The organism is Catenovulum agarivorans DS-2 (genome assembly GCF_000568405.1).
Lineage (GTDB): Bacteria > Pseudomonadota > Gammaproteobacteria > Enterobacterales > Alteromonadaceae > Catenovulum > Catenovulum agarivorans_A.
Window position 1 is genome coordinate 57,602 of the sequence record NZ_ARZY01000017.1, and the last position, 13,341, is coordinate 70,942.

Genomic DNA, 13,341 nt, shown 5'->3' on the forward strand with positions numbered 1-13,341 from the left:
GCCCCCTTTTTTATCGAGAAAATGCAAGATTTAGCATTATAAAAAGTACGGACCTTGGATGAAAAATTACGGTTATTTAATAATAAAAATATGCGCATTATTGGCCACTTCTCCTCAAACATTTGCAAAGGACAACGATAAATACCAGCTGTCTCTTTCAGCTGAATCATTTAGTTACAGTGAAATTATGCCGGTTATTCAAACCTTTGGTGGGGTGATCCCAATTGCTAAAATTGGTAAACAGGCAAGCTTTTCTGAGAGCCCAGAGAAGGGCCGGCATGGCCTTACCCATAATAAAGCATATCTTGAAGCTTTATATAATAATTGGTCGTTTCATTTAACTACCCGCTACGACTATGTCATAGATTTCACACCAGATGCTGCTCAATTATTCTTCCTTGATCGAGCAGAGCGACCAGTAGATAAAGATGAATATACAATCTATTTTAAAGCAAAACATATTCGTGCAAATGGGATTGGTTTCGCTTATCAAAATGACTATGGCAACTTTTCCTATAAAGTCTTAGCCAATTATTGGAATGTCGGTTACATGGAAGACGGTGAACTTAATGGTACATTTTTAGTAAACGAAGACGGTGATTCTTTTGAAGTCACTGGTGATATTGACTATGCATATTACAAAGATGTGGTACTCGATCGAAAAAACTGTCCGAGAACCGACCCGCCAAAAGCTGGCTGTCATGGTGCTTGGCAAATGGATGGAACAGGCGTTAGCTTAGATCTATTTTTGGCCTATCGTTTTTCAAACGATTGGCGAATCGCTTTGTCTGTGTTTGATGCGTATAACAAATTTAAGTTTGAACGTTTAGGTAAAACTATTGGCCAATTAGACACTCGTAACGAAGTGTTTAACCAAGATGGCACTTTTAGTATTAATCCAAGTTTTGTTGGCTCATATCCAGATGGCAAACATCAGCTAAGTGTATCTACTCAGGCGAAAGCTAGATTAGATGGCAAATGGCATATTCCAATTTGGTCTGAATTTTATGTGTCAGATGGTCAAGCCATTCCAAGCTTTGGTATTGGCTATGATGTAGAAAATTGGCGGCTTGAAGCTGGTTATCAATTTACAACCCAAGCTTATATTTTTGCGATTAAACATCCAATTGTTCATGTGACTTTAGGAAGCGAAACGACAGACTTAGTTAATGCTAAAACCATTACATTAAACTTTGGCATCAACTACCAGTTTTAATGATTAAAAGGGTTTGCTGCGAGCGCGTTTGTATAAGTACAAAGCTACTAATGCAAACCCAAACAGGCCAGTGTATTGAGCTGCTGAAATCTCTGTTGGCAGCGGCATTATAAAGGTTGCGGATATGGCTAACATGACGCCCATTAACGCCTCACCAGTTACCAGCCCTGATGCGATTAGAATACCTGTTGATTTGTGTTCATCTTCACTATTTCTTTGTTTAAAGCTTAAAATGGCGCTAATCAGGCCGCCAGCAAATAAAGTTGCAACCAATGCAAACGGCAAATACATACCAATCGCAATTGCTAAGATGTGCAGTTTGAATTTAGCTTTTCGCAGATGGAGTAGTGCATCAAATAGTAAAATTATGATGCCAAATACAACACCTAACCCCAGATAAAATAGATTAATTGTTTGATCGAAAATAGTCCGGGTAAGTTCTGCCATTAAACCCGCTTGTGGAGCGGCTAATGGTGTTATGCCGTGTTGAACACTTCGGCCAATCCCATATGCAGTATCAAGTAAACTGAGGATCAGGGGTAATATGGTTGCAGCAAGGACAACACCGAGTATCTGAAAACACTGTTGTTTCCATGGTGCTGAGTTAACTTCGTGGCCACATTTTAAATCTTGTAAAGTGTCGCCTGCAATCGCTGCAGAGCAGCAAACAACTGCGGCGATAAAGAGTACTGCAATAGGCGCTACTTTAGCCCAAGGTTCAAACCATAAACTTAAATAGTATAGCAATATAGCACTGAGCAGTACTGTACATATGGTTACAGCGGACACTGGATTGTTAGAGCTACCAACCACACCAGCCATGTAACCGGCGACACTTGAAAATACGAAAGCAAAGGCAAACAAAAGTACAAAACTAAGCAGGCCGATTAAGATTGCATCTACGATATTATTAAATTGCAGCGCAATGATTAAACTAGGCGCTATCAAGCACAAAGGAATGCACATTAGCATCCAAATATTGGGTAAATCTTGTTGTTCTGAAAGACCGCTGTTGTGTTGGAGTTTAAACGAAATAACACTTTGTTTAATGCTATAAAAAAGCGGTTTCACTAGTTTAATAAAGGTATAAATTGCACCAACTAAAATTGTCCCAACACCAATAGAGCGATTTTGTTGCCAAATTTGTGCAGCTAATTGTTGTAGTTCATTAACTGACCAGTCAGCAAGCTGCGGTGAGTTTGTTAGCCATTCAGAATGGTTGAATACAAGTTGTAGTGGGATCCCTAGCAGGGTTGTCACTAAACCACCAATAAATACTTGAGCTGCAATACCTATCCCTAATATATAACCAATTGCGAGTAGTGCTGGGCTTAGTTGAAAACTGGCGTGAAAGAGCAGATTGTTTTGAGACCAAGGTATTAACACGGTAAGTTTTTGCGCCATCATACCAAAGCCATCAGCAGTTAACTTATAAACCGCACCAATGCCAGTTGCTTGCATAATATGCCGTGTTCCGACACTAGCAAAACCAGTTTTGACCTGATTGTTAAAGCCAGATTGAAGGATTTTGGCAGTCGCAACGCCCTCAGGGTAAGGTAAGCTTTGTTGAACAATAAAGGTATTACGTAGTGGGATAGTGAAAATAGTACCAAGCAAACCACCACTTAGGGCGATTAAAAAACACTGCCAATAATGGTACTGCTCCCATGCGTTGGTAATAACGAGGGCAGGGGTAATAAATATAACACCCGCGGCTAGCGCTTCTCCGGCCGAAGCACTTGTTTGCACCATATTGCTTTGCTGAATATTACTATTTTTAAACCAGCTGAGTATTGCCATACTCAGAGCTGCAGCAGGTATAGAGGCGGATACTGTCATACCAACCATTAATCCTATGTATGCGTTTGCGGCTGTTAAGCATAGGGTTATTAACACGGCAATTACAAGCGTGCGAGAGGAAAACTCTGGGTGCTTAAATAAATTTGTGAGTTGTTGATGTATAGGCATGAACGCTTACCAGCAACGTTAACATAAGATATTGATATGATTATCAAACAAAAGGGCGAGAAATAAAAGACCAGCTCTTAATAAAAGTAACAGCTGGCCTAGATACACTTGTATTTACTACTTCTTAAGTTCTTCAGTTAAGAATGGTTTAATTTCTTTTAGGGTAATCGCCAATAATTTAGGGTTCGCAGCAACTATGTTTCCAGAATCAAAGTAGCCATGGCCACCTGTTAAATCTGAAACCATACCACCTGCTTCGCGCACAAGTAAGTCACCGGCAGCCGTATCCCAAGGTTTGAGACCAAGTTCCCAAAATACGTCTAAGCGGCCTGCTGCAAGATATGCTAAATCTAGCGCAGCGGCTCCTGCACGACGAACATCTCCACCCGCTTTAAATAGAGCGGTAAAAGTGGCCATATAAGCATCGTATAAATGTTTAGCTTTGAACGGGAAACCCGTCGCTAATAAAGTGCCTGCGAGTTCTTTTTTATTTTGAACACGAATGCGATAGCCATTCAATTGTGCACCAGAGCCTCTTACAGCACTGAACAATTCATCTCGGATGGGATCATAAACAACAGCTACCTCAGTTTTACCTTTAACGCGTAAGGCAATTGAAACTGCAAAATGAGGGACGCCACGAGCAAAATTGGTTGTACCATCTAATGGGTCAATAACCCAGCAATAATCAGGGTTTTTACCTGCTTGATGGCCACCTTCTTCACCAATAAAGCTGTGATCAGGGTAAGATTGCAGAATCGTTCCAATAATGGCTTTTTCAGCTTCTTTATCAATATTTGTCACAAAGTCATTATCAGCTTTGCTTTCAACTTTTACTAAATCTAACTCGGAAAAACCACGAGCGATCACGTGGCCAGCCTTACGTGCAGCACGTACGGCGATAGTCAGCATTGGATGCATTTTCTTACCCTATTTTTTAAAAGAACATTAAATCGGCGCGAATTATACATAAAGCCTATCATTCAGGCAAAGAATATCCGTTAATTCAGGTCGTTTTTCCTCTGAAAATATTTTAATATTAGCGCCAGAATAAACCTTATCAAATATTCAATGGATAGTTTCGTGCGCGCAAGCGGTCTTAGAAAAATATTATTTAGTGTTATAGCTGTCATACTCTACATACCCACTGCTGTGCTGAGCATAGAAGTGAATGGATTATATTTGGGTAAAGTCGCCGTGGAAGGACAGTCTTATCAAGATCGCTCCCAAGCATATGACCAAGCGCTAGCGCAAGTTTTAGTGCGTGTGACTGGCGAACAGAAGGTGTTGGCTAATTACAATATTAAACAAGCCTTAAAACAGCCGACAGAGTATCTAGTGCAATATAGTTTTGTTCAAGAAAATGAACAGCTGTTTTTGCAGGCACAGTTTAATGAGAAATTGATCAATCAATTGGTAAAAGACGCTGGTATTAACTTGTGGGGGGCGCGGCGACCTTTAACATTGTGGTGGTTAGCGGTAGAAAACGACAAAGGCCGACGTATAGTGTCTGATTCAGACAAACAAATAGCTGACAGCATTAATTCGCAGGCGAAATTACGTGGCTTACCAAGTATACTGCCGATAATGGATATCGAAGATCAAATGCTCGCTTCGGTGACGGATGTTTGGGGGCGTTTTGCTCAAGCCCTCGAACCCGCAAGTGAGCGATACCAGCCAGAGGCGAGTGTGTTTGCTCGCGTATATCGTCAATCGGGTGACGCTGGGTCAGTGTTAAGCCAAGATTGGATAGTTCAACTAACTTTGGTCGACAATCGACGCAAATTCGATGCAGAATTTATTGTAGCGGATTTCGAGAAGGTTTGGCAGACAATGGTCGACTGGGTAGCTGATACGCTGGCCAAGCAATATGCAATTAAAGCGCAGCAATTTTCGGCTTCACATATAAACATTACCATAGCTAACGTAGAAAACACTGGCCAAGCTGTAGCCATTCAGAAATTTTTAACTACAATATCGGCGGTTGATACTGCGCTTATTCAAAAGGTGAGCGACCAAGGCGTTGAATACCAACTTCAATTGTTGGGTGAAGCGATCGATGTTTTAGAAGCACTCGCGTTAGATAATCGAGTAGAAAAAATAGTCCCTATATTTGCAGATGCTGAAAATAAAAATCAAAACCTGTATCGATGGAAAGGTAGGTAAGATCCATTGAAACAACAACTCACAATAGATTTCTTGTATGAACCGGAAGCGCAATTAAGCTCGTTTTATGCGAGTGGAAACGAAGTACTGATCGCCAGCTTGCAGCAACTCATTCAGCAACAAGCCAACAGTCACGCGCAAAACCTAGCGTTTGTGCATGGGCCTATGGGCTGTGGCAAATCCCACTTACTGCAAGCGCTTTGTCAATATGCGGATGAGTTAAATGTTTCGGCTCAGTATATTCCGTGTAAAGTTGTTAAGCAGATGCCAACAGAATTTACCTATGGTCTAGAAGCAAACGAATTGCTGTTAATTGATGATGTTGATGAATTTGCTTTGGATGGTAATTGGCAACGAGCTTTGTTTGATTTGATTAATCGCTGCTTAGAATTAGAGCACAAGGTCATATTCGCAGCGCGTTTACCAGCCGATGCGGTTGGATTTAATTTACCTGATTTGGTTTCAAGGTTAAATTGGGGACAAAAATGGGCAATACAGCCACTAAATGAACAGCAACGGCAATATATGTTGCAGCAACGTAGCGAGCACAGAGGTATTGCAATGCCAGATGAACTAGCAAGTTACATTGTGCTGCGGTGCCAGCAAGATAACGCCAGCATCATCCAGTGTCTAGATGTGTTGGACCAACAGTCGCTGGCAGAGAAACGAAAACTCACTATTCCATTTGTAAAAAGCGTAATGGGCTGGTAAGGGAAGCGAAATCAAGGGAATAAGATTAATTTTATGCTAATTTGCATGTATCATGCGTGTTTATTAGATAAGCTAAAGGTTAGAAATTGAAAGAACTTGTTTCAATACATGAATTTTTGGTGTTGCCAGAAGATTTATCAGACTGGCATCAAGATAGTGAATTAGCTGCAGATAATTATAATGTCGCAATTCATTTATTGTACCAACAAGTAGAAGATGATATCGAAACCGAAACATTGTCTAGCTTACTAGAGCAGGTTTGGTATGCCTTAGCTGCGGACGAATATTTAACAGAATTTGAAGATGAGAACGAAATTATGGTTTGGGTTGAGCAGTTTTTGTCTCAGCAAGAATCATGATTATGGTGATATGAATGCAACAAACTAATCAAGACGTAAAAAGTGAAACCCAAATGGAAACCGTAACTACAGAGCAAACCGGGCAGGCAGACAAAATTAAAGACTCGCAAAAAGTTATCCAATATTTGTCAGAGCGATTCCCACAGTGCTTTTCAGCAAGTGGTGAAGCAAAACCGTTAAAAATCGGCATTTTTCAAGACATTGCCGCTCAATTATCCGAAGATGATCCTATCTCAAAGACCAGTCTACGAGCAGCGTTGCGCAAATATACGTCTAGCTGGCGCTATTTAGCCAGTGTTAAAGAAGGCGCTCAACGGGTGGACTTAGCTGGTGCGGATGCAGGTTTAATTGAAGCTGAGCATGCTGAGCACGCGCAGACTCAGTTAGCTGAGAGTAAAAAGCGTGCAGCGGAAAATCGCAAGAAAAAAGCTCCTGCTCGTAAACCTCGCAACGCAGATAAAGCAAAAGATGGTGAAAGAAAGTTTTCCCCTCGTAAGCGAACCGCAAAGCCATCTGCGAAAATTCAATATAAGCGTAGAAGCAAACCAATCGAACCATTTAATGGTGAACTAAAGCTCGGAATGGAAATCAGAGTAAGTTTAGGCAATTCTCCTGTACCTTGTACGTTACGTGAAATAAACGGCGATGAAGTGGTGGTAGAAACCACAACAGGAATGACAATTAAAACTGAAAAGAAAAACTTAGTTTAGGCTATAGTTTAGTAATAGAGTTTTAAATTTAGATTTATATCAGTTTGGAGTAGGTGTATGAAGTTACTGTGTCGAGGCATATTACTTGGTTTGGCAATAACTTATGCTGGTAGTTCAGGTGCTATTAGCACGAGTAAAGATCCACTCGAATTACCCGATTTAGTTCAAGAAAGCCAACATGCTTTAGCCAGTAAACGTATTTATCACCTCTTTACTCGCGAACATTACAAGCGATTTGCAATGGACGATACCTTTTCAAAAAAGGTATTTGAGCGCTACGTCGATCAGCTCGATTACAATAAACAATTTTTCTTGCAAGCCGACATAGATGAAATGGCTAAGCATCAAAGCAAATTTGATGAAGCTTTTTACCGCGGAAATCTTGATTTTGTTTATGACATGTTTGAACTCAATCTTGAGCGCCGCAAACAAATGTTTGAATATGCGTTGTCAATCATATCTCAGGAAGAAGAAATGAAATTCGACAAGCAAGAGCTCTATTATTATGACCGAGAAGATAGCCCTTGGGCTAATGATATTGCCGAGTTAAAAGCTTATTGGTTGCAACGTGTTAAGTATGATGCTCTCAACTTAAAGTTAGCCGGGAAAGAATGGCCAAAAATTAAGGAGCTGCTAACAAAACGGTATACAACCGCCATTAAGCGCTTAGCACAGTCTCAAAGTGAAGATGTATTTCAAACGGTGATGAACGCGTTTGCGCGCAGTATTGAAGCACATACCAGTTATTTGTCGCCACGTCGTGCAGATCGATTTCAAATGGAAATGAATTTGTCGTTAGAAGGAATAGGCGCCGTTTTATTTGCAGAAGATGATTACACTGTTATACGCAGTTTAGTTCCAGGTGGACCTGCAGACCGCTCTCAACAAATTAAGCCTGAAGATAAAATTGTCGGTGTTGCACAAGCTGATGAAGATTTTGTTGATGTGATCGGCTGGCGCTTAGACGATGTTGTAGAGCTGATTAAAGGTCCCAAGGGCACACAAGTTCGCTTACAGCTACTTAAAGGTGGTTCTGCCGACAATGAAACTGTGGTTGTAAAGTTGGTACGTGACAAAATTAAACTAGAAGATCGAGCGGCCGACTCAAAGGTTTATACGCCAGAGTCGGGCCCTTACAAAGGTCGTAAGTTAGGTGTCATTGAAATACCAAGCTTTTACTCTGGTTTAACTCGTGATGTTGTTAAGCTACTTGAAACCCTGCAAGAAGAGAAAGTTGAAGGTATTGTTATCGACTTGCGTGGCAACGGCGGTGGCTCTCTACCAGAATCAATTAACCTTACTGGATTATTTATTGAAAAAGGCCCTGTGGTACAAGTTCGCAGTGTCGGTAATCGTATCGATGTGCAAAATGATCGTGATCCTCGAGTGTTTTACCATGGGCCTCTCATGGTAATGGTTGACCGCTATAGCGCATCTGCTTCTGAAATCTTTTCGGCGGCGATCCAAGATTATGATCGCGGTGTTGTCCTAGGCGAACAAACCTTTGGTAAAGGTACAGTGCAACAACATAGGTCATTAGAAAAGAGATTTGATTTGCTGGAAAAGCCGCTTGGGCATATTCAATATACCTTTGCTAAATTTTATCGTATAAATGGTGGCAGTACACAAAACCGCGGTGTTATCCCAGATATTTTATTCCCTTCTGCAATCGATCCTGAAGAGTGGGGTGAGAGCAAAGAAGACAATGCGTTACCTTGGGACAAAATAAGAAGTGCCAATTATCAACCAGTTGGTTTAATCAGTGATAACGAAGTACAAGCATTGATTGCGAAACATCAGCAGCGGATAAAAGCTGACCCAGAGTTTATTTATATTTTTGAAGACATTGAAGAATATAAAAAGAACAAAGATAAAAAATATCAGTCGTTGAATGAAGCCGAGCGTAAAAAAGAACGTGATGAAGCCAAAGCCACGCGTTTAAAGCGGGCAAATGAGCGATTAGTCCGTCAAGGTAAAGAGAAAGTTGAAGACGTCGACGATATCCCAGAAGAAATCGAAGAGTATGATGTTTTCTTAAATGAAACGGCTAACATTATGTTTGACTATATTGGCTTGAACAAGTTAGCAAAAAATAACAAATAAAAAAATCAAAGGCTTTATGTGCAACCACATAAAGCCTTTTTCATATCTAATTTTCGCAAACCTCGAAGTAACTACAATCATTAACTCATTGGAGTGAGTCATGTCTGACAAACAACAATCTATTCATAGCCAATGGTCGAATAAATTAACCTACATATTGGCCGCAACGGGCGCTGCAGTCGGTTTAGGCAATATATGGAAGTTTCCCTATATTATGGGAGAAAATGGCGGTGGCGCATTCGTACTTGTGTATTTAGCTTGCATCGCTCTTGTGGGCATTCCAATAATGATCGCCGAAGTTTATTTGGGGAAAAAAGGTCGATTAAGCCCAATGCGATCAGTTGCCAAAGTTGCTCAGCAGAATAAAGCGTCACCACTATGGCAGTTAGCTGGTGGAATGGGGGTTCTGGCCGGGTATTTAATTTTATCGTTTTACGCCGTTGTTGCGGGTTGGGCATGCGCCTACATATTTAAGGCCGTTAAAGGCGAATTTGCAGGCCAAGACTCGCAGGCATTGCAACAAACATTCGCTAACTTTATCTCCGAGCCAAGTTCTTTGCTGATTTGGACAAGTTGTATACTGGCTTTAACAGTGTTTGTGGTTGCGCGTGGTTTGCAAGCTGGTTTAGAAAAAGCGACTCGGTTTATGATGCCAGCTATGTTGTTGTTGCTGATTATTATCGTGGCTTATTCCAGCTTGTATGGCGACATGGCCGCAACAATCAGCTTTATGTTTGCACCCGATTTTAGCAAATTGACTGTTGAAAGTGTTTTAACCGCGTTAGGCCACTCGTTTTTTTCTCTGAGTCTAGCGTCTGGCATTATGATTATGTATGGCGCCTACTTGCCTGAAAAAACGTCAATTGTTAAAACTTCACTATGGATTGCTTGTGCCGATACGTTAGTCGCCTTGTTGGCTGGGTTAGCAATATTTCCTATTGTATTTGCCAATGGTTTAGAGCCAGGAGCTGGACCCGGATTAATTTTTGTTACTCTGCCGCTCGCTTTTGGACAAATGCCAGCAGGGCAACTCATTGGTAGTGTATTTTTTATTATGCTGGTATTTGCCGCGTTTACCTCCGCCATCGCGTTGATTGAATCTAGTGTTGCTTGGTTAGTTGAAAAGTGCGGATTTAGAAGGGTTCAGGCCGCTATTGTTGCAGGTATAGGTTTGTGGGTATTAAGTTTGCTCAGTGTATACAGTTTTGCCCCAGACACCTGGGCAACAACCGATTTGTTTGGTGAAAGCAAGTCCTATTTTGATGTGCTGGATTATTTTACTTCAAATATATTATTGCCGTTAGGTGGTTTATTTATCGCATTGTTTGTTGGGTGGAAAGTGAATAAGTCAGAGCTAGCGAGCGAATTAAATATTTCTCAGGCAATTTTTCAACTATTGGTGTTGTTGCTTAAAGTTGTTACGCCTATCTTTATCATTGCCGTGTTTTTAAACCTTATTGGTGTTGTTCAGTTTAGTTAGAAAATTGCCTTATTTTTGGAGTTGTTATGACAATGCAAGCTAAGTATTTAAAAGATTATCAAGCACCAGACTATTTGGTGGACACCATTGAACTTACAGTAGAGTTGTTAGCAGAAAAAACTTTAGTTGAATCAAAAGTTCACTATAAAAAAGCGAATCCAACTGCAACCTGCTTAATCTTAAATGGTGAACAACAAAAAGTGCTCAGTGTGTTGCTGGATGGTCGAGCGCTAGCGGCGAGCGATTACCTGCTCACGGATGAAGCTATGCAGCTTGATAATTTACCAGATAGCTTCGAATTAACCATCAAAACAGAGATTGATCCTGTAAACAATACATCGCTTGAAGGTTTGTACTTGTCTGCTGGAGCATACTGTACTCAGTGTGAAGCGGAAGGTTTTCGTAAAATAACCTATTATCAAGATCGCCCTGATGTGCTGGCGGTATTTACCACACATATAATTGCAGACCAATCGGAGTTTCCGTATTTATTATCCAACGGTAACAAAGTTGCAGAGCAGCAGCTCAGCGATGGCCGCACTCAAGTGACTTGGCAAGACCCATTTCCAAAACCTTGTTATTTGTTTGCACTGGTTGCTGGTGATTTTGATTGTTTGGCAGATACTTACACAACTAAATCGGGACGTGAAGTTAAACTAGAGTTGTTTGTCGACAAAGGTAACTTAAAACGCGCAGCACATGCGATGAGCTCATTAAAGACTTCAATGCAATGGGATGAACAACGTTTTGGTTTAGAGTATGACCTAGACGTATATATGATAGTTGCAGTCGACTTCTTTAATATGGGGGCGATGGAAAACAAAGGCTTAAATGTATTTAACTCTAAATGTGTCTTAGCCGACCAAGACAGTGCGACAGATGCTGATTATTTAAGTATTGAATCAATTGTGGGACACGAGTATTTCCACAATTGGACAGGTAACAGAGTAACTTGTCGTGACTGGTTCCAACTAAGCCTAAAAGAAGGTTTAACCGTATTTAGAGACCAAGAATTTAGCATGGATTTAGGCTCTAGAGCAGTAAACCGTATACATCAAGTTAAGGTTATGCGTGAGCATCAATTTGCTGAAGACGCTGGTCCTATGTCACATCCGATACGGCCTGAATCAGTCATAGAAATGAATAATTTTTACACAGTGACTGTATACGATAAAGGTGCAGAAGTCATTCGTATGATGCACAGTATTGTCGGCGAACAAGGTTTTCAAGCTGGCATGAAATTGTACTTCCAGCGCCATGATGGACAAGCTGTTACTTGCGATGACTTTGTTGCAGCCATGCAGGATGCCAACAATGCCGACTTGTCATTATTTAAGCGTTGGTATAGCCAAAGTGGTACACCAGAGGTAAAAGCAGATATCCGTTACTCTAATGGCACACTCAGTGTCACATTGGCGCAACACACCCCATCGACAGCCGACCAGCAAGAGAAATTGCCCTTGCATATACCAGTTAATGTGGCATTTTTTGACGCGCAAGGTCAGCTATTAACGGATATTGCAGGTGGAGCCGAACAAGTTTTACATCTAACCCAAGCACAACAAACTTTTGAGTTCGCAGTTGCGAGCCAACCATATGTTAGTTTGTTACGTGATTTTTCAGCGCCTGTTAAACTATCATACAATTATTCTGATGAAGCTTTGTCGTGCCTCATTCCTGCCGAAACCAGTCAATACACCAAGTGGGAATTAATGCAGGCGCTATACAATAAACACTTGCTTGCTAAAATCACAAATCAAAATTATCAGTTTCCAACGGTTATAGGTGATACCATCAAAGCATTGATGGCGGATGACCAAACAGACAAAGCTTTATTGGCAGAAATTCTGTCGGTACCTAGTGTCAATAGTTTATTAGAAATCGCCAGTGGTGCGACAATTGATGCGGTAATTGATGCACAAAAAGCGCTAAAAAACATGTTAGCGAGTACTTTACAAGCTGAGTTACAAAGCTGCTATCAGCAAAATCATATAGGCAAATATCAATATAGCCAAAATGCGATTGCCCAGCGGTCACTGGCCAATGCTTGCCTTGGTTTGTTGGCGGTAAATGCTAAATCGACAAAAAATATAACGCTAGTTGAATTGGTTAATCAACAATATCAAACAGCGGATAATATGACAGATAAGTTAGCGGCAATGTCTGCTGCAAGCATTATTGGCGGAGAACTGTTTGCTGGGATCATCCAGCACTTTGATCAACAATGGCGTGGAGATGCTTTGGTTATGGATAAGTGGTTTGCAGTGCAAGCACGCCAAGATGTAGATGATATTTTGGACAAGATTGAACAATTGCAATCTCACCCTGATTTTAACTGGAACAATCCAAATCGAGTTAGAGCTTTAATTGGACAATTTGCTATGTTTAATCCAGTGCAGTTCCACCACAGTAGTGGGCGAGGGTATCGTTTTTTAGCACAGGTTATTCAAAAAATGAATGCCATTAACCCTCAAGTCGCAGCTCGAATGATCACGCCTTTAATTCAATTTTCCAAATTAGACGATGCGCGTATTCAAATCATTCGTGAAGAGCTGGCTAAGTTAGCTGAACTACCTAAACTTTCTAAAGACTTGTTTGAAAAAATATCCAAGGCGTTGCAACAATAAC

At 40.9% G+C, this 13,341-nt stretch carries 10 protein-coding genes; 8 read left to right on the top strand and 2 right to left on the bottom strand.

Annotated features, from left to right (window positions below):
• Positions 1-58: 58 nt before the first annotated feature.
• Positions 59-1,216 (top strand): hypothetical protein, encoded by a 1,158-nt coding sequence (locus tag DS2_RS10155; RefSeq protein ID WP_035014648.1) that lies wholly within the window; start codon positions 59-61, stop codon positions 1,214-1,216.
• Positions 1,217-1,219: 3 nt separating this feature from the next.
• Here DS2_RS10155 and DS2_RS10160 read toward each other — a convergent pair whose 3' ends face one another.
• On the bottom strand, positions 1,220-3,184 hold the full coding sequence (locus DS2_RS10160) for an OPT family oligopeptide transporter (protein WP_051479783.1): 1,965 nt from the start codon (positions 3,182-3,184) through the stop codon (positions 1,220-1,222).
• 117 nt (positions 3,185-3,301) lie between these two features.
• Positions 3,302-4,105 (bottom strand): inositol-1-monophosphatase, encoded by an 804-nt coding sequence (gene suhB, locus DS2_RS10165; protein ID WP_035014649.1) that lies wholly within the window; start codon positions 4,103-4,105, stop codon positions 3,302-3,304.
• A gap of 150 nt (positions 4,106-4,255) precedes the next feature.
• Here suhB and DS2_RS10170 point away from each other — a divergent pair, with 150 nt between their 5' ends.
• The 7 genes from DS2_RS10170 (at position 4,256) to pepN (ending at position 13,340) form a co-directional block, all read left to right on the top strand.
• Positions 4,256-5,350: a DUF2066 domain-containing protein gene (locus tag DS2_RS10170; RefSeq protein ID WP_081754249.1), complete on the top strand. Its 1,095-nt coding sequence runs from the start codon at positions 4,256-4,258 to the stop codon at positions 5,348-5,350.
• A 6-nt stretch (positions 5,351-5,356) separates the two neighbouring features.
• Positions 5,357-6,061, top strand: a complete 705-nt coding sequence (hda, locus tag DS2_RS10175) for a DnaA regulatory inactivator Hda (RefSeq protein WP_035014651.1) — start codon at positions 5,357-5,359, stop codon at positions 6,059-6,061.
• 86 nt (positions 6,062-6,147) lie between these two features.
• On the top strand, positions 6,148-6,420 hold the full coding sequence (locus DS2_RS10180; protein ID WP_035014653.1) for a hypothetical protein: 273 nt from the start codon (positions 6,148-6,150) through the stop codon (positions 6,418-6,420).
• Positions 6,421-6,434: 14 nt separating this feature from the next.
• The gene (gene proQ, locus DS2_RS10185; protein WP_235188577.1) at positions 6,435-7,130 is read left to right on the top strand and encodes an RNA chaperone ProQ; all 696 of its coding nucleotides are present in this window, start codon (positions 6,435-6,437) and stop codon (positions 7,128-7,130) included.
• A gap of 57 nt (positions 7,131-7,187) precedes the next feature.
• Positions 7,188-9,233 (top strand): carboxy terminal-processing peptidase, encoded by a 2,046-nt coding sequence (gene prc, locus DS2_RS10190; RefSeq protein WP_035014654.1) that lies wholly within the window; start codon positions 7,188-7,190, stop codon positions 9,231-9,233.
• A 100-nt stretch (positions 9,234-9,333) separates the two neighbouring features.
• On the top strand, positions 9,334-10,713 hold the full coding sequence (locus DS2_RS10195) for a sodium-dependent transporter (RefSeq protein WP_035014655.1): 1,380 nt from the start codon (positions 9,334-9,336) through the stop codon (positions 10,711-10,713).
• Positions 10,714-10,739: 26 nt separating this feature from the next.
• Positions 10,740-13,340, top strand: coding sequence for an aminopeptidase N (gene pepN, locus DS2_RS10200; RefSeq protein ID WP_035014656.1), 2,601 nt, complete (start codon positions 10,740-10,742; stop codon positions 13,338-13,340).
• The last annotated feature ends 1 nt before the right edge of the window (position 13,341 follow it).